The sequence below is a fragment of the Magnetococcales bacterium genome (assembly GCA_015228815.1).
Taxonomy (GTDB): Bacteria; Pseudomonadota; Magnetococcia; order Magnetococcales; family UBA8363; genus UBA8363.
Map to the genome: position 1 here is coordinate 12,530 of JADGCV010000032.1, position 17,469 is coordinate 29,998.

General features: G+C 55.6%; 14 protein-coding genes. 6 read left to right on the plus strand and 8 right to left on the minus strand.

What is annotated here, in order from left to right; genetic code table 11:
• Positions 1 to 13: 13 nt before the first annotated feature.
• The 4 genes from nadB (at position 14) to HQL76_13230 (ending at position 4,401) form a co-directional block, all read left to right on the plus strand.
• On the plus strand, positions 14 to 1,654 hold the full coding sequence (gene nadB, locus HQL76_13215; GenBank protein ID MBF0110123.1) for an L-aspartate oxidase: 1,641 nt from the start codon (positions 14 to 16) through the stop codon (positions 1,652 to 1,654).
• 35 nt (positions 1,655 to 1,689) lie between these two features.
• Positions 1,690 to 1,995, plus strand: a complete 306-nt coding sequence (locus tag HQL76_13220; protein ID MBF0110124.1) for an acylphosphatase — start codon at positions 1,690 to 1,692, stop codon at positions 1,993 to 1,995.
• A 44-nt stretch (positions 1,996 to 2,039) separates the two neighbouring features.
• Complete coding sequence (locus tag HQL76_13225) at positions 2,040 to 3,167, plus strand: hypothetical protein (GenBank protein ID MBF0110125.1); 1,128 nt, start codon at positions 2,040 to 2,042, stop codon at positions 3,165 to 3,167.
• 94 nt (positions 3,168 to 3,261) lie between these two features.
• The gene (locus tag HQL76_13230) at positions 3,262 to 4,401 is read left to right on the plus strand and encodes an FAD-dependent oxidoreductase (protein MBF0110126.1); all 1,140 of its coding nucleotides are present in this window, start codon (positions 3,262 to 3,264) and stop codon (positions 4,399 to 4,401) included.
• Positions 4,402 to 4,537: 136 nt separating this feature from the next.
• Here HQL76_13230 and HQL76_13235 read toward each other — a convergent pair whose 3' ends face one another.
• Positions 4,538 to 4,717 carry a hypothetical protein gene (locus HQL76_13235; protein ID MBF0110127.1) on the minus strand — a complete coding sequence of 60 codons (180 nt, stop codon included), beginning with the start codon at positions 4,715 to 4,717 and terminating at the stop codon, positions 4,538 to 4,540.
• Between the two features lie 595 nt (positions 4,718 to 5,312).
• Here HQL76_13235 and HQL76_13240 point away from each other — a divergent pair.
• A complete protein-coding gene (locus HQL76_13240; protein ID MBF0110128.1) occupies positions 5,313 to 7,184 on the plus strand; it encodes a diguanylate cyclase in 1,872 nt (623 codons plus the stop codon).
• Between the two features lie 82 nt (positions 7,185 to 7,266).
• On the opposite strand, the gene HQL76_13245 is transcribed toward HQL76_13240, so the two are convergent.
• The gene (locus HQL76_13245; GenBank protein ID MBF0110129.1) at positions 7,267 to 8,760 is read right to left on the minus strand and encodes a sigma 54-interacting transcriptional regulator; all 1,494 of its coding nucleotides are present in this window, start codon (positions 8,758 to 8,760) and stop codon (positions 7,267 to 7,269) included.
• Between the two features lie 345 nt (positions 8,761 to 9,105).
• Here HQL76_13245 and HQL76_13250 point away from each other — a divergent pair, with 345 nt between their 5' ends.
• Positions 9,106 to 10,131, plus strand: a complete 1,026-nt coding sequence (locus HQL76_13250) for a hypothetical protein (GenBank protein MBF0110130.1) — start codon at positions 9,106 to 9,108, stop codon at positions 10,129 to 10,131.
• On the opposite strand, the gene HQL76_13255 is transcribed toward HQL76_13250, so the two are convergent.
• The 6 genes from HQL76_13255 to HQL76_13280 all read right to left on the minus strand — a co-directional run bounded on the left by HQL76_13255 (position 10,100) and on the right by HQL76_13280 (position 17,135).
• The gene (locus HQL76_13255) at positions 10,100 to 10,450 is read right to left on the minus strand and encodes a CcdB family protein (GenBank protein ID MBF0110131.1); all 351 of its coding nucleotides are present in this window, start codon (positions 10,448 to 10,450) and stop codon (positions 10,100 to 10,102) included. The genes HQL76_13250 and HQL76_13255 overlap by 32 nt on opposite strands.
• Positions 10,450 to 10,698 (minus strand): type II toxin-antitoxin system CcdA family antitoxin, encoded by a 249-nt coding sequence (locus tag HQL76_13260; protein ID MBF0110132.1) that lies wholly within the window; start codon positions 10,696 to 10,698, stop codon positions 10,450 to 10,452. The genes HQL76_13255 and HQL76_13260 overlap by 1 nt, the downstream gene beginning before the upstream one ends.
• Positions 10,699 to 10,793: 95 nt before the next feature.
• Entirely contained in the window at positions 10,794 to 12,191 is a 1,398-nt protein-coding gene (locus HQL76_13265) for a glycosyltransferase (protein ID MBF0110133.1), read from the minus strand.
• 9 nt (positions 12,192 to 12,200) lie between these two features.
• On the minus strand, positions 12,201 to 13,238 hold the full coding sequence (locus HQL76_13270) for an N-acetylneuraminate synthase family protein (protein MBF0110134.1): 1,038 nt from the start codon (positions 13,236 to 13,238) through the stop codon (positions 12,201 to 12,203).
• A 54-nt stretch (positions 13,239 to 13,292) separates the two neighbouring features.
• Entirely contained in the window at positions 13,293 to 14,270 is a 978-nt protein-coding gene (locus tag HQL76_13275) for a hypothetical protein (GenBank protein ID MBF0110135.1), read from the minus strand.
• A 114-nt stretch (positions 14,271 to 14,384) separates the two neighbouring features.
• Positions 14,385 to 17,135, minus strand: a complete 2,751-nt coding sequence (locus HQL76_13280; protein ID MBF0110136.1) for a tetratricopeptide repeat protein — start codon at positions 17,133 to 17,135, stop codon at positions 14,385 to 14,387.
• Between the last annotated feature and the right edge of the window lie 334 nt (positions 17,136 to 17,469).

A 17,469-nucleotide genomic window follows, 5' to 3' on the forward strand; every position in this document is an offset into this window, starting at 1 on the left:
GCCGCGACCTGCCATGGAATCCACCCAGAACAAACCGCACAAGCAAAACGACCGGATCATCACCGATTTCCTGGTCATCGGAGGAGGCGTCGCCGGTCTGGATCTGTCCCTGCGCCTGGCGCAACTGGGCACGGTGCAGTTGCTCACCAAGACCGAAGCGGAGGAATCCAACAGCAGCCATGCCCAGGGCGGCATCGCCGCGGTTCTGGATTCGGAGGACCGGTTCGAGCATCACATCGACGATACCCTGCTCGCAGGCGCGGGGTTGTGCCATCGGGATACCGTGCGTCTGGTGGTGGAAAACGGCGCCCGGTCCATCCATCGCCTGATCGAACTGGGTGTCCCCTTCACCCGCACCCCCGAGGGCCCCTGTCATCTGACGCGGGAAGGGGGACATTCCAATCGGCGCGTGGTTCACTTTGCCGATGCCACCGGAAAGGCGGTCGTGCAAACCCTCCTTGAACGGGTCCAGCAGCATCCCAACATACAACTGTTGCAAAATCATCTGGCCATCGATCTGATCACGTCGCACAAGACCGGGCGCTTCGCCCCCGATCAGGCCAATCGCTGCCTCGGCTGCTACAGCCTCGATCTGAACAACGACCGGGTCATCACCCAACAGGCCCGGTTCACCACTCTGGCCACCGGAGGAGCGGGAAAGGTGTACCTCTACACCTCCAACCCCGACATCGCCACCGGTGACGGAATCGCCATGGCCTATCGAGCGGGTTGCCGGGTGGCCAATATGGAATTCATCCAGTTCCACCCCACCTGCCTGTTCCACCCCAAGGCCAAATCCTTTCTCATCTCCGAAGCGGTCCGCGGCGAGGGCGGCATCCTGGTCCTGGCGGACGGCGACCGGTTCATGGAACGGCACCATCCACGCCGGGAACTGGCGCCCCGCGACATCGTCGCCCGCGCCATCGATTTTGAAATGAAAAGAACCGGCGACGATTGCGTCTTTCTCGACATCACCGCCAAGGGGGAATCCTTCATCCGCGAACATTTTCCCAACATTCACGCCAAATGCCTCGATCTGGGCATCGACATGGTGCGGGAACCGATCCCCGTCGTACCCGCGGCGCACTACACCTGCGGCGGTGTCCTGACCAACCTCGATGGCACCACCGACATCGAAAACCTGTTCGCCGTCGGCGAGGTCAGCCATACCGGACTGCATGGCGCCAACCGTCTTGCCTCCAACAGCCTTCTGGAATGCCTTGTCTTTTCCGAGGCAGTCGCGCAAACCATCAAGGGCAGACTCGATCCGGGAGATTGCGCCCATCGCATTCCCCTGCCCCCCTGGGACAACTTCGATACCCATATGTGCGAGGAGGCGGTCCTCATCTCGCACAACTGGGACGAAATCCGGCGCTTCATGAGCAACTACGTCGGCATCGTCCGTTCCGATTCCCGCCTTGCCCGAGCGCGGCGGCGCATCGAACTGTTGCAACAGGAAATCAACGAATATTACTGGAACTGCCGCATCACCCGCGATCTTCTGGAGCTGCGCAACATCGCGCTCGTGGCGTCACTCATCATCCGCAGTGCCATCCATCGCAAGGAAAGCCGTGGTCTGCACTTCAACACCAATCATCCCAAACGCGACGATGACCAGTGGGCCAAGGATTCCATCCTTCCCATTCATGAATGATGCCACCCGATCCCCCCATTCCAGGGAGTTTGCCCATGGAACATTCATCCCCGACCACGCCGTGCCGCACCCTCGTCATCTCGGGCCGCGTCCAGGGTGTCTGGTACCGCGCCTCCACCCAGAGGAAGGCCCAGGAACTGGGACTTTCCGGCTGGGTCGAAAACCAGCCCGACGGCACCGTCCTGGTCCTTGTCTCGGGCCCCCACCCCAAAGTCGAGGCCCTGATCGACTGGTGCCGCCAGGGTCCCCCCGGGGCACGGGTCGAACGGGTCGAAATCGGGGAATGCCCCGAACCCGCCGCACACCAGGCAACGGATGGATTCGTGATCCGGCGCCGATAACCTGTCATCCCGCCCGTTCGGCATTGTGTCACTTGGGACCTCCGATGATCCAGATTCTCCCCTCCGCCGATTATGAACTCTACCTCGGTCGCAACCGCCTCCCCGAGGAAGAGGTATTGATCCAACCCACCGAACGTCTCTTGGGCATGTATGAAGACCTTGGTCTGCGGACGACCTTGTTTTGCGATGTCGCCTGCATCTGGCGCTACCGCGAATGGGGACGGGAGGCGTTTGCCGCACGCATGGAACGGCAAATGATCGAGGCCGTGCAGCGAGGTCATGATGTCCAGGCGCACCTTCATCCCCATTGGTTGACGACGGAATGGAGCGATGAAGGATATCGATTTCCCCCGGAACACTATCTTCTGGGAACCCTGGAGGACGATTGGGACCGATGCCTGATTCGGGTCGAAAACCTGGCACGACGCGCGATCGATCATCTGGAACGGCTGCTGCGACCGGTCGATCCCGACTACCGGTGCATCGCCTTTCGCGCCGGCGGCTACGGGTTGCAACCGCGTGACCGGATGGTCCTCGCCGCTCTGATCCAGGCCGGTTTTGCCATCGATTCGAGCATCATACCCGGATTGATCCTCCGTTCCGCCCCCCATCAGGTCGATTTTTCCCATACCCCGCAACGGGCCAATTATTGGCTCGGCCCCCGGGATGGCATCCTCAAACCCGCCCACGACGGGGAAGGACTCCTGGAAATTCCCATCCCCTCGATTCACTTGTCCCCCTGGAAAGGATGGTTTCTCAATATTCCCGAAGCCTTGCGCCAGGGATGGAGCATCCTTGCGAAAAAAGATCCGGACACGCCCCGGGGAGACCCGTGCGGCGCCACGGGAACGACCGCCGCCACGACCACCGCCTCCCGATGGCGTCGCGCCTACTGGCGCACCCGCGCCATGGCCAACACCCGCTTTCACCGCCTGGAGGCGGGGACCAGCCTCCGCATCCTCAAGGCAACGTTCGATGGCTACCTCGACCGCTTCGCCGATGGCGAGGTCCTTCTTTCCATCAATTGTCATCCCAAGGGAATGACCCCGCGACATTACACGGTCCTGCGGCAATTCCATCAATGGACCCAACGCCACCCCACCCGCGAGGTCTCCGCCCTCACCTTCCAGGAGGCATGGAAGCGACGGATCCATGCCATCACCAAACCATGACCCACCCCTCTGTCACGAATCCGGGTCATCTCCATGGGAACGAAAACACGATTTTTCAAAATTTTCACAACATACCACAGAAAGCCCACGCCCCATGAAACCCATCATGATCATTGGTTCCGGCCTGGCCGGTTACGGACTGCTTCGGGAACTGCACAATCGCCAATGTCCGGTTCCCCGTCTTCTGATCACCGCCGATGGCGGCGAATCCTATTCCAAACCGATGCTTTCCACCGCCCTGGGCCAGAACAGAACCCCCGCCGATCTGGTCATGGACGCGGCATCGGCGATGGCCGGGGAACTTCATGCCGACATCCTGACCCACACCCGGGTCCGGGAAATCGACAGCGACGGTCATCGTGTCATTCTGGATTCGGGCGAGGAACGTTCCTACGATAAACTGGTCCTGGCCGTGGGATCGAGTCCCATTCGCCTCCCCATGACGGGTGACGGGGCCCAGGAGGTCCTGTCGATCAACACTCTGGACGATTACATCCACTTCCGCCAGCGCCTGGCCCATGCCAAAAGCGTTGCCATCATCGGTCCGGGTCTCATCGGGTCGGAGTTTGCCAACGACCTGTTGCTGTCGCAACGCAAGGTCGCCATCATCGGCCCCGACCCCTGGCCCATCAGCACCCTGGTCCCGCAAGCCGCCGGAGAAGCGGTTGCCAGGGCCCTGGCGGCACAAGGGGCGACGTGGCACCTGGGGACGTTCAACGGCCCCATCGAAAAAACCGCCTCGGGGTATCGTACCGTATTGAAGAATGGAGAAACCGTGGCGGTCGATCTCGTCGTTTCGGCGGTCGGGATCCGTCCGGAAATTCAATTGGCCCAGGCCTCGGGTTTGAAGACCAACCGGGGCATCCTGACCGACAAGACACTGCGGACCAGTCATCCCGATATTTTCGCCGTCGGCGACTGCGCCGAGGTCGATGGACGGAATCTTCCCTTCGTCCAACCCCTGATGATCGGCGTCCGCGCCCTGGCCGCGACGTTGATGGGGCACCCCCAGGAGATTCACTATCCGGCCATGCCGGTCCTGATCAAAACGACGCTCCACCCGGTCGTCACCCTGCCCCCGTCATCCAGGGAGGGATCATGGACCTTCACGGGGACTGCCGAAACAGGAATCGAGGGTCGATTCTTCGATCCCAACGGCAAGCTGGCAGGATTCGTTCTCACCGGCGACAGAACCCCCGAAAAAGCAACGCTCATGACAGCCTTGGCTTCATGAGCGCGGATCGAACTTTTTTTTCGGTAATGCACGTTTTCTTGCAGGATTCTCACGACCCGGTTCCGGGGGGCCTCCCCCGGAACCGGCATGGTCTCGCCATGATGGTCACGGACGGTCTTTCTGCTCGCCCGACCGGTCACATCATCGATATTTTTCGATCCTGACCACTGATCCGCTCCAACAACCGCTCCAACTCGCAGGCCAGTTTGGAGTTCATATCAATGTGCCGGGAATAAACCTGTTGCATCAGAAACTCCGCCTTGACCCGGTTTTCCGTGTACTCGCTGAACAATCCTTCCCTGAGATCGCTCTTCATGGGTCCTGACTCCCAAAGGTCCTTTGTGACTGCTTGATAAGTTTCGACGGCCATTTTTTTTCACCTTTTGTCTACAACTGTCCACTTGAATGGATCTTTACCCCATGCCGTAATTGTTAGCAAAAATCAGACCACGTTTTTGGCTCCAGATGTCAATCTCCGGTCACGGCAGAGGAAGGGGTTTTTCCTGGAACATCAGCGCCTCGGTGGCGTCGATGTCCCCATGGGTCCACGGGCCGCGTAAAAAGTTCCCTGAAAATAATTCATGAATACCGCCAGAAAACCATCACCTGTCGAAAATCCGTCACCCATCTTTCTCCTTGAACCCGGAGCGGGAACCCCAATCGATGACCCGTTTCAAGGCTCGATGCCTGTTTCCAAGGCAAGACGTCACACGATACGCCCCACCGGTCCCGCCAAGACCGTTTATCGACCATGAATTTTCTTTGGAAACAGAAAAGGATCAAGGTATCATCCCGATTCATCTTCCCAATTGTCATCCGACCCTGGCCATTTCGGTTCAAGTCTTGAATACATTATCCATCCGAATTCCTCTTTCAGTCTTCAACCTTTCGGATCCGGCGACACGCGCATCATGAATTCTCTTTCACTGCTGGCGATTCCCGCCATACTTGTCCCCGCCATGATTCTGTTGTGGCAGATGGTGCGCGAGCGCAACCGACTCAAGAAAAACATCCAGGATCTGCAACTCGCCCAGGAAATTGCCTTCATGGGCAACTGGGACTGGGATTTGACAACCGATTCGGTCACCGCGACCAACCGCCTGGGCCGCATTTTCGGGGTTGACCATCCCGGCACCGGCACCGGCGACGGCCTGATCACCCAGGCCATTCATCCCGGAGACCGGATCGACGTGATGCAGTGCCGTCGCCAGGCGCGACAGGACCCCCGCGGACAATGGTCCATCCGCTACCGCGTCCTCCGTCCCGATGGCGCGGTGCGCATGGTCCGGGAACATGGGCGAACCCTCACCGACAACCGCAATCAGCCGGTCCGCCTCCTGGCCACCGTCGCCGATGTCACCCACATCTACGACATGGAAAAGCGGGAGGAACGGGTCATCCAATCACAAATCGCCCTGAGTGCGTTGCTGGAAACCGGCCTCGAACCCTTGAGCCTGGAAAAACAACTTCAGGTTGCCATGCACATCATTCTGACCGTGCCATGGCTGTCGGTGAAATATCAGGGATCGATTTTTCTGTTGGATGAGGTCTCCGGGGACCTTGTTCTTTTTTCCCAGGTTGGTTTGTCCCCGGAACAGGTGGCCACCTGCACCCGGGTCAAACCCGGCTTTTGTCTGTGCGGTCGGGCCGTGCTCCAGAGGGAAATCGTCTTCGCCTCCCAAATCGATAAACGTCACGATTGCATCTATCCGGGAATGGAGCCACACGGTCATTATTGTGTCCCCATTCTGCTGCGCAGCCAGTTGCTGGGAGTGCTCAATCTGTACGTCCCCCACGGCTACGAGAAAAACCGCGAGGAAGACGCCTTTCTGACAACGATCGGCAAAACACTCGCGGGATTGATCGATCATCGCCGTACCGAGGCCAAATTGCGCAACGAACAGGAGTTCATCGCCACCGTCCTCAAAACGGCCCCTTCCCTGGTGGTGGTGCTTGACGCGGGCGGAGAGATCATACTGTTCAATCATGCCTGTCAATCATTGACCGGATACACCGAAAGGGAGGTCATTGGTCAAAAAATCTGGGATTTTCTGGTGCCGGAGAACGAGGTCGAGTCCCTGGTTGCCCTGGTTCGAGGACTGGCCCCTGGGGAACGTCCGATCGATCATGAAGGTCACTGGCTGACCCGGCAAGGCGATCCCCACCTGATCGCCTGGTCCTGTACCGCGATCGCCTCGGGAAGGGATGGCCACCTGCACATCATCGCCACCGGCGTCGATATTTCGGAAAAGCGGCAGGTGGAGCAACGCCTGCAATTTCTCGCCAGCCACGATCCATTGACGGGACTGCCCAACCGGATGCAGTTCATGGAGCACCTGACCATCGGCATTGCCCAGGCCAGAAGATCACACCGGCATCTGGCGGTGGTTTTTCTGGATCTGGACCGGTTCAAATCGGTCAACGATACCCTGGGTCACGAGGTTGGCGACCGGTTGTTGACCAGTGCGGCGCAACGCATTCGCAGCTGTGTCCGGGAGATGGATGTCGTCGCCCGCCTGGGGGGCGACGAATTCACCGTGCTCATGACCGGTCTGGCCGACATCGAACCCATTGCCGCCATCGCCCACAAAATCGTCTACCATCTTCAGCAACCTTTTGAAATCGGCCCCCATCGCTGCCAGATCGGCACCAGTATCGGCATCAGCCTGTTCCCCGACCACGGAGAGGATCCCCAGGTCCTGCTGAAAAAGGCGGATATGGCGATGTATCGGGTCAAGGACGAGGGACGGAACAATTTTAAAATTTGGGACGAGGGATGTTGATCAGAAAAGCCGTTCGCCATTGCCAAACAGACCGTCTCGTTGGATTGATCCGCCGCGAACCGGAACCCGCCTGCTGCGTCAACTATTCAAGACGAATCCCCAGTTGAGTCATCCACCGCCACAATGTAACCCGGTTGATTCCCAGGATCGCCGCGGCTTGTTTGATATGCCAATCGGTTTGATCCAGAGCCTTGATGACTCTTTCTCTTCTTCTGGTCACGGATTTTCCAGATAAACATTTTTCCATGCCGGTATCCGGAAGCACCGCAGTGACCGCACCATGCGCCCTTGCCATCATGTCCATGGGTTCTTGCTGAAACAAGGTATCAGGTATATCGGAAAGATCAATGAGTTCATTTTTTGAAAACAACACACCATATTCGATGACATGCTCCAATTCGCGCACATTTCCAGGCCAATGATATTCCAGTAACTTCCTCATTAAACCATGCGTTATTCCGATAATGTTCCTGCTGAATCTATGATTGAAATTATTTATAAAATGGTATATAAGATCGATAATATCATCTTTGCGATGACGTAATGGTGGTGTTGCAATTTCCAATATCTTGATACGATAGTAAAGGTCGGTTCGAAACGATTTATCACGGACAAGCCTGGACAAATCTTGATTGGTCGCGGCCATCACCCGTACATCAACCTTTACCAACCGAGACCCACCTACTGGAAAAAAACATCCATCCTGTAATACTCTCAACAATTGCGCTTGTGTTTCCATTGGCATCTCGGCAATTTCATCAAGAAAAAGGGTCCCATGATCTGCCTGTTTGAAAAAGCCTTGATAATTTGATATGGCCCCTGTAAAGGATCCCCTGATATGCCCAAACATTTGGCTTTCAAAGAGTCCCTGTGGAATCGCAGCGCAGTTTATGGCGATAAATTGTTGTTGATTGCGACTGCTCATTTCATGTATTGCTCTGGCAACAAGTTCCTTTCCAGTTCCAGTCTCACCAGTAATCAATACAATGGAATCAACTCCGGATGCTACCAGAATTTTATTATAAACATCCTGAATTGGTTTTGATGAACCGACCATATTAATTACACCATGTTCCTGTAATCTCACAGGTCCAATATACGGCTTCGAATATTGCGGCAGTTCGCTACTCGCAAACGCACAGGTATCCTGTTGACACGTTTCCTGCGACTCATGAAGTTCTGTCGTCCTCTGTGTGATCTCCCGCATCATAACAACTATTCCAGATGGCCTTCCAAGATAATCTTGAGCATGAATTATTCCACAGGAAACTATTCTCTGCGTGTTATCGATGAATAATCTTTCAATACTTCTTGATATTTTTTTATTCCCGATTTGCATCTTCTTTACATAATCCATCATGCGATCATATAAAACTGGCTGAATATCTCGCAATGAGATTCCGTTTTCCGCACGATCAATTTTTAGAAGTTCACAAGACAGAATATTATTCGCAATGATCATACCATCATAATTCAGTACGATCATTGCTTCCTCCACCAATTGCATCAAATCATCCAGATCAACATAAAGAGATTGTCGTTTATCAAATAGTGCATTTCCGTCAGGCATGTTCATTATTATTTCCTTTGCATTTCTTATCAAGACGATTTCTGTTACATGAAACAACGTGCAACTATTCGCAACTATTTGAAACTACTTGCAACTACCGCAACATGATTCACAAACAATCATTCGCAGAAACTGTCTTATGTAACATCATGATAATATTAAATATTTTCAATATAAATCATCTTAGAAAATAGGCCCGAAAATTGCTTACATACTCACACGAAAGCAAAATTAGTACCATTCGTCAGATGAATAACAATTCGTTTCAGAGACTCCAATAAATTGTATTAATTTATTCAACTTTCGCTGCAAATTTATATCTTTGCATCGACAAACAAGGAAAAGAAACTAATGGATTTCGTCAGGCACCAGTCAACCAAACAAAATACAGCAGCCATTCAGATGGCAAATGTTTTAACCACGACGTTGGATCCCGAGGTATCAGCGGAACGCAATGCAGAATGCCAACGTCGCGTGACTCATGACGTATCGCGGCAACATCAGGAGGTTCATCAAAAAGCCACGGAAGACACCCGATTGTCCTGCGGTATTTCCTTTGCGTTTGATGCAGCCATACAGTTGAGAAAGGCCATGGACCAGATTGCCGCAAGAGCGCAGGAGGCGGATAGCACCATCAAGCGCAGCATGGAATCCATGGAAAAGATTTCCATCAATCTCGCCAGAACAGCTGAAAAGTCATTGGCTTCCAGAAAAAAAACAGAAATGCTGCAAAACCTGATCGTAACGGCAAGTACGAATATCGCTACCATGAGCGCTAATATGGAAGCATCGGATCGTCAGTCTGAATCGGGCGAGATGATTGCAGAGATGGAAAAACACGCGGCGAATATAGGAAAAATAGTCCAGACAGTGGGCCACATTGCTGACCAGAGCAATCTTCTGGTATTGAATTCGGCGATTGAAGCTGCCTCCAGGGCATGCCTGCACGGCAGAGGCTTCGCAGTTGTAGCGGATGAAGTGCATTCTCTGGCCGAGGCCGCGGAAAAGAATGCCTCAAGTATCCAGAAGTTGGTCAAGACCACTCAGGAACAGGCCAGGTTTGTCATCACCGAGATTCTCATGGCAACAAAAGCAGCCCAAGGTGCGGTAGGAAAGGGCGGAGTAGTGGCTGATGCTACCGCCGAATGTCAGAAAACCATCGAAGCAGTGAAACAACAAAGTCTTTCCCTATGCCAAAACAAAATGGCTGCCCAGCAACTAGAAAAAATGGCGGAAACCATGAAATACAGTGCTGATGTTAGCAAAAGCGCCGAGGAATTGGCATCGGTCGCGGTCGAAGAGATCAACAAGGCCGCCAACCAGATCATTGCAGCCGTCGAACAAATCAACCGGAGTAGTGACAGACGGGAAAAATAATTCTGAAATCCAGGATACCGGTGAAAAGCAGATCCACGGCGGCAATGATCTCATGACGCATGGTACCCAATGAACCTGCCACCTGTTTCAGTTCTGAATGCCGGACAGCGGCCATTTCCGCCGTGGAAAGGAAAAATGTTCCACCACTCAATTCAACGGTTGGATTGAGAATCCGGATGAGTGGCGTATCCGGACGAACCGGATAAAGCGGAACGACCACCCGGGTTTTCAAGATCTGAAGCAGATCACTCTGTACCTCTACCAGAAAAGCCACTTGGCTGCCGGACTTGCGGTATTCGTACAAGTCGAATTGAGCCATCAGAAAAGCCGTTCGCTATCGCCAAACAGACCATCCCGTTCGATGCGTTGGTTGTAAACCTCCATTGCGGATCGATTTTCCTCCTGCCAGGCTTGCCGTTTGCGATCAGCGATGATCTGGACAAGATGCTTCTCCAACTCCTGGGAGATGTTGATCTTCAGTGCCTTGGCCTGGGTCGCCAGTGTGCTGTTGATGCGCACGTTGAGAGGACGCTTTGGCGCGAGTGGATCGAACAGCAGCATTTCCATGATCGCTGACTCCAAGATGTTTGTCTCCTATGCGTACATATTGTACGCACAATCTGCCTACAAAGCAACATCCGGGGTGATTCAGGCCCAGCATCCTACCCATTATCGACACAGGCGCCGATGACCGGTTCAGCAAAGAAATCACCCCCGTGGCGCAACAGGATTTCGATGATCCGCCGCGAACCGGAACCCGCCTGCCGCAACGTATGCATGATCTCCTGGACCGGAAGAATACCGACCCGATCTCCGACCAGATGACCCGAACGGATCACAGCCGCGGCGCTGACGCACCCCAAGCCATACAGGGCGCGATACATCGGTTCCTTTTTCTGCCGCGACATGAGCCCTTCTCCCACCTGGACATAGGCGTCGGCTTCGTTTCTTCTCCAGATATTGCTGTATTCGACAAAGGCGGGAAACACCGTGTCAAGCCCCTTGAACTGGGCGTCACGGATCAATTCGTCGAAAAGTCCTGCCGGACGGAACGGATAGAGGCAGTCGGCCAGAAGGATTGCCTCGGGATAGATCCCCTTCCGTTCAATTTCCCCCAGACAATAACGCATCACATCCTCGATGCTGCGGTCGGGCGCGGCCAGTTCCGGCGGTCTGGGGATAAAATCCAACCCACGGTTTTTGGCCCGGTCGCGTACCGAATCAGCCTCGGAGAACAGATGGACCGATTTAAGGTATTTGGACTGCTGAAATTCGTCCAACAATCGTTCCAAAAGATCGACCCCCGCCACGACCGGGGCCGGTCCCCTGAGCGGGGCGATGGCGGCAATGTGACAACGCTCCGGGAGCAGTGATTCGGGGAGGCTCCCCGCCCCCTCCCGATCCACCGAGGCAATGATGGAAACCACCCCCCGGGCACGCCTGGGGTCGTTTCCCTGGTGCAATCCATGATGATGGTAGACCGCCGCGTCCGGCTCGTAGACCAGACGGTAGCCCGCCTCGATCATCGCCTTGCCCCACACCCGGTCCTCGATGTTGGTCAAGGTTTCGTCGAAAGGGACCCGCTCCCACAAGTCCCGACGCAACATGCTGTTGGCGTTATGAAAAAAATAATCCTTGATCTGAACCCGGCGATCGAGGCCAAACACGGTCATCAGGTCGCGTTTGTCCAGATCACCCGTGAACGCCACCGGCAATTGCCGTCCATAAACCCCGGCCACCCGTTCATCATCGAAGTTTTTCAACAGGGTAGAGAGCCAACGTGAATCCCTGGGGACACAATGGGCGGACAGGCAGACGATGAAACGCCCGTTTCCCGCCCGGATCCCCTCGTTCAGAGAAAGCCCGGGAAGATATTTGGCCAAAGCGATGATTTTCGCCGGATGAAACCGTTTGGCCACGGCAACCGTATGGTCGGTGCTGGCATTGTCCACGATGATGACTTCCCAATCCCGGAACTCCTGGGCGGCGATGGCCGCCAGACAGTGGGAAATCCAGCGTTCCTCGTTGAACGTGCGGACGATGATGGAGATTTCGGCCATGAGGGCAATCTATTCGAACATGTCCGGGGTGACCAGGACATCGGCGGCAATCTCACGGGTCACCGCCCGGCCAAAATAACGCCCGGCATCCTTGGGAGGAATTCCGGTTCCCGGATTGCGCCAGGTGATCATCGCCTGGGTCAGAACCGTCCCCGGTGAAAGCGATTGTGTCGTGGCCATGGAGACATGGTATTTGTCACGGGTGATTTTCTCCTGGGCCGAGACCCTTTTGTCACCGCTGCCAAACATGGTCTCGATGGCGCGAATATCCTTCACCATGCGGATCAACCGATCAGGCTCCAGGGAAAGTTTGTGGTCGAAACCGGGCAGGCCCGCATCCAGGGTGATATGACGTTCGACGATGGCCGCCCCCATCGCAACCGCCGTCAGGGTTGGCAGCGTCCCCAATTCATGTCCCGAATAACCGACCACAAGATTGTAGCGTTGGCGCAGAATGTCCATCAGGGACAGGTTGCATTGATCCAACGGGGTCGGATAGCTCGACACACAGTGAAGCAGCGCCAGAGGGGTCTGATTCTTCTTGAAAATCGCCACCGCCCGGTCGATTTCCTCCCATTCCGCCATGCCGGTGGAAAGGATCGTCGGTTTCCCGAGCGCCGCCAGGACCTCGAGCAATCCCAGATTGGTCAGGCTGTGACTGGCAAGTTTGTACCCCGCCACTCCCAGGCGTTCAAGAAAATCGACTGCCTCCGCGTCAAACGCGGTACACAGAAAATCGATCCCCTTGCCGGCGCAGTAGTCCTTGATTTGCACGTAGTCGTCCCAACCGAATTCAAGGTGCTCGCGAATCTGGCGGTAGGTCGTGCCAAACTCGGGAAAACGGTTGTCCGGCGCGTCGAGGACTTCACGTACCGCCAGACGGTCCACGGTCCGTTTCTGAAACTTGACCGCATCGGCCCCCGCCACCACCGCCACATCGATCAGGGCCTTGGCCATGTCGAGGGAACCATTGTGATTGAGGCCTGCTTCGGCGATCACATAAACGTGCCCGGAAGCGCGGTATCGGGAAAAAACATCAGCCAGCATGGATGGGTAACCTTAAGAGAAGGAGAGAAGGCGTGTGTGGAAAAAAACATCGTATCATCGGGAATTTCTGGCCAGAAAGAAACGACGCAATAAATCCGCCGCATGACCATAGGCAATCTCCTGTCCCTCCCGGGTCATGCCACCGATATGAGGGGTGACGATCACCCTTGGACTGGTCCTGGCATAACGCAATAACCGATTGCCCTCCTTGTTGCGAACCTCATCGGCGATGACATCGGTCGCCAATCCCGCCTCGGGATGGCCCTCCAGAAAGGCAATGAGATCATCCTCGACAACCAGATCGCCACGGGCCGTGTTGACCAGAAGCACCGTCCCCTTCATGCGCGAAAACCAACGCCTGTCCACCATGCCGACGGTCTCCGGAGTGGCATGGACATGGAGGGCAATGACATCCGATTCCCGCAGGAGCACATCGAGATCGGTCTGAATCAGTTGCGAATCCGTCACCGTCTTGTAGGGATCATGAACCAACACCCGCGCCCCGAACGCCTTGCAATAGCGGGAAAACATCCCCCCGAGCCGACCATACCCCACCACCCCGATCGTCAGATGATCCACCTGCCGGCCAATGAACCGGGTATAATCCCATTCGCCACGCTTGACCGATTCGAAGGACTGCGGCACATGCCTAAGCCCCGCCAGCATCAGAGCAAACGCATGCTCGGCGGTGGAAGAAATGCGGTCGATGAACGAACGCTCCTCGGTCAACGAAATGATCGGCAGCGATCGACGGGCCGCCTCGACCTTGTCGATATGAATCGTCCCCGTGGACGCAGTGCAGATCACCTGAAGATCCCCACCCGCCGCCATCACCTCATGACCGATGAAAACATCCGACTTGTTGGGATTGGTAAAGATCGCCTGGCAGCCGGGAATCCTTGCCACCACCTCCTCCTGACTCGGATGGTCCATATAGGTGATGGCGCCGAAGGACTCCAGAATCTCCGGCACACCACGAATATGACGCACGGGGGTGATGACAAGAACCCGGGGATGAAGGGAAGCGGACATTCCGTGACAATCCTTGGTGTTGATCAGTCGGCGCATGCGGCGAATGGATCCTACCATCGTTCCCGTGATGGATCACGGTCTGGAATGGAAACACACCATTTTTTCAAATCAAGTTCATCGGACTCCGGCAAACTGCAACACGTTTTCCGCCTCGCGGGTCATCCCCCTGGCAAGCAACAGTTCCACATAATCGGCACGAAGACGGGCATCATCGGATTGTTCCCGCATCAACGCCTCGTATCCCTTCAAGGCTTCCGACCAGCGGCCAATCCGCTGATACATGCGCACCCAGGCGACGCGAACCGTATAGGGTGGATTTTCTATTTTTCCAATACGCGCCAACGCCTTGAGATAGAAAGGCTTCGCCTTTTCCACCATCCCCAGGGATCGATAGACCTCCGCCAGATAGAAGAAGGGTTCATAATTGTCGTCGAACCGTGCCAGATAACGGCCAAGGTATCCCACGACGTTCTCCCATTCCCCGGCATAGAATGCCATGTATCCCAGACGTTTCAAGGCCGTCTTGTCCTCCGGATCGATTTCGAGGATTTTCTGGTAGATCTTTCCCGCAGGTTTTGGAAGATTTTTTTCCTCGGCCAATTTGGCCAGAGAATGCAACCGTTGGATGGACATGGTGGCGTGCATCTCATCGGCCAGGAGTTCCTCCATTCGTTCACTGTTTCCCTCCCAGGCCAAAGCACGAATGATGGCATCCATCAGAGGAGGATTCTGCCCCGGTGCAGGCAAACGGGAACTGGCAATCAAAAGCCCCTGTCGCGCCGCGCCAACGCCTGTCAGGATGTCAAGCCATCCTCCAAGATTCTGGTCGCTGGCCCGTTCCGCCCGGTCAAGCAACCAACGCAACCCCTCCGGGCCGGGCCTGGGCCCCAGGACATACAAAACCTGGGCGACTTCCGGACTCTCTGGCGGGGCATCATGCACCGAATCGAGAACGGCCCGGGTCCCCATGTTGCGCTCTCCCGTTTCCAAGGCAAGCATTCCATATTCCCGCCGCGCCTCGGGGGTCATATCGCTCCAGGGAGTGTCGAGCCGGGAACGAAGGATACCCATCACCTCCTTGCGCACCGGCTGTCGGGTCCGCCAGGCAGCAATCACCACCTCCTCATAAAAACGGATGCCCACGTCATCCAACCATGGACGAATCGGTTTCAACCGCTCCAGGGCCGCCATCGGTCGTTCGCGCACCAGATCAAGCCTGGCCGAAAGGATGGTCCGGTCTCGCCATTCGCGGCCATTGACGCTCATGGGATTGTCCAGAGGTTGTCCCAGGAGCCGCGTCAACCCCGCCTCGGCCAGGCGCAATTGCCGGGTATCCAGGGCATGGTTGACGACATCGGTCAAAAACGGATTGGTCAGACTGGATTGCCCGGCCAACCAGGCCAAGCACCCCTCCTGACGATCTCCCAGGCGCACCGTCAGGATGAACCAGGACTCCTCGACCGCCCTTCCCGGACGCTCGCGGCGCAGTTGCTCGAAAAACCGTACCCCCCCCGCCACATCCCCCGACTGGATGAAATAACCCGCGATCTCCCGATAGACCCCGTCCCTGGCATTGGCATCCCGGGCCAGAGCCATCAGGATCTCCCCCCCCTCCGCGGTCCGGCCAAGGCGCAACAAGAGCGAAGCCAGACGCAAACGCCACTCCGGTTCCAAATCCCTCTTCCGCCCCCGTTCCAGCCATTCCTGAAACGTTTCCAGGGTGGAACCGGCCCGCAAATGCAGTTCCGCCGCCAGTACGGGATATCCTTCGAGAAACTTCCGTTCCAGAACCTGCAATACCCTCCGTGCGGAAAAGCCACCGCCATCAATCAGGACCGACTCCCCCATCACCAACTGCAACCAGTAGGGGCGTTCCCCTTCCGGCAACGAGGAAATGACCCGGACCGCCATGCCAAACCGGCGCAGCCGCACCGCCAACTCCGACAACAACGCCACCCCCGCGAGCGGCAATTTTCCCTTGAGGTACAAATCTTCGACGATCGGAAGCGCCAACGCACCCCGTCCCGTCGCTGCCGCCACCTGCCCCCACTGCAACAGGATCTCCATCGAATCGGGCATCAGCCGGCGCAAATCCTCGACCCACAACCACGCCAGATCCCCGCCCCCTCCCTGACGCAACAGTTCGGTCACCACGGCAATCCCTTCCCTGCCAGCGCCGACTCCCTGTCGTCCAAGCCAATCCCGCGCCTCCGCCAGGGCCTCATCCTTCCGCCCCAGATTGAGCAGGGCATACACCAGCATCTGCAAGGTTTCCGCGTCCATGCCACCGGAAGTCTTCCCCTTCAATTCAAGCAGCACCGCCACCGTCCGTTCGAATTCCCCCCCCGCCATCAACAAACGCGCCTGATCGCGATAACCCGCAACATGGCGCGGAAAACGGCGCCGCATCTCTTCGAGGATCCGGACCTGCCGGGCGATGTCGCCGGAAAAACTGTACAGATTGGCCAACTGTTGCAAAACCTCCATGGTCGGTTCCAGTCGGTGCAGAATCTCCAGATTTTCCAGATAATCCATCGGCCTTTGCGCGTATTGGTACAGTTTTCCCAGTTCCTTGCGGGCCTCCAGATGCTCGGGAACCTTGTCGAGAAACTTTTCCAGAACGAGAATTGCCTGTTCCACCTGTCCATTCTGAAGGTACAGGGTGGACAAGGGCATGATGGCCGAAACCGGCAATTCCCGTCCCCCTTCCATCTGTTGTTCGAACAATTCCAAAGCCTTGGCGTAATCCTGATCGCGCAGGTGCATCAGCGCGAGGGTCTCCACCGAGGGCAACAACAGATAGCCCAGGGAAATCCCCACCAGACTCAAAACCATCCCCATGAAATAATAACGAATCATTCCCATCCACCAATCCGGGTCGATACGACAGGACCACCGTCCTGAAAAACACCATGCAATCGCATCGGATCGTTTCGTCCCTTTCTTCACTCGATTGTTTGCTGTCGCGGCAATAAACACAATCCTGTTTGTCATTGACTTTAATTAATAAATATCATTCATAAATTGCAGACATGTTACCATCATCAAGACACGAGACTTTTATCAATTATTTTTTTAATGTTACAATGTGACATTAAATGACAGTAAACATTCAATTCTCCTCGAACTTGATGTTGCTTTTCCAGAATTCATCTTTTATTATTAATATTCGTTGGTATCAATTTAGAAAAAAAATGGA

Excerpts from the sequence above, each read along its gene's own strand:
- HQL76_13280 (MBF0110136.1), bottom strand. The coding sequence starts at position 17,135 with ATGGGAATGATTCGTTATTATTTCATGGGGATGGTTTTGAGTCTGGTG.
- HQL76_13225 (MBF0110125.1), top strand. The coding sequence starts at position 2,040 with ATGATCCAGATTCTCCCCTCCGCCGATTATGAACTCTACCTCGGTCGC.
- HQL76_13250 (MBF0110130.1), top strand. The coding sequence starts at position 9,106 with ATGGATTTCGTCAGGCACCAGTCAACCAAACAAAATACAGCAGCCATT.
- HQL76_13255 (MBF0110131.1), bottom strand. The coding sequence starts at position 10,450 with ATGGCTCAATTCGACTTGTACGAATACCGCAAGTCCGGCAGCCAAGTG.
- HQL76_13220 (MBF0110124.1), top strand. The coding sequence starts at position 1,690 with ATGGAACATTCATCCCCGACCACGCCGTGCCGCACCCTCGTCATCTCG.
- HQL76_13270 (MBF0110134.1), bottom strand. The coding sequence starts at position 13,238 with ATGCTGGCTGATGTTTTTTCCCGATACCGCGCTTCCGGGCACGTTTAT.
- HQL76_13275 (MBF0110135.1), bottom strand. The coding sequence starts at position 14,270 with ATGTCCGCTTCCCTTCATCCCCGGGTTCTTGTCATCACCCCCGTGCGT.
- HQL76_13245 (MBF0110129.1), bottom strand. The coding sequence starts at position 8,760 with ATGAACATGCCTGACGGAAATGCACTATTTGATAAACGACAATCTCTT.
- HQL76_13265 (MBF0110133.1), bottom strand. The coding sequence starts at position 12,191 with ATGGCCGAAATCTCCATCATCGTCCGCACGTTCAACGAGGAACGCTGG.
- nadB (MBF0110123.1), top strand. The coding sequence starts at position 14 with ATGGAATCCACCCAGAACAAACCGCACAAGCAAAACGACCGGATCATC.
- HQL76_13235 (MBF0110127.1), bottom strand. The coding sequence starts at position 4,717 with ATGAAGAGCGATCTCAGGGAAGGATTGTTCAGCGAGTACACGGAAAAC.
- HQL76_13230 (MBF0110126.1), top strand. The coding sequence starts at position 3,262 with ATGAAACCCATCATGATCATTGGTTCCGGCCTGGCCGGTTACGGACTG.
- HQL76_13240 (MBF0110128.1), top strand. The coding sequence starts at position 5,313 with ATGAATTCTCTTTCACTGCTGGCGATTCCCGCCATACTTGTCCCCGCC.
- HQL76_13260 (MBF0110132.1), bottom strand. The coding sequence starts at position 10,698 with ATGGAAATGCTGCTGTTCGATCCACTCGCGCCAAAGCGTCCTCTCAAC.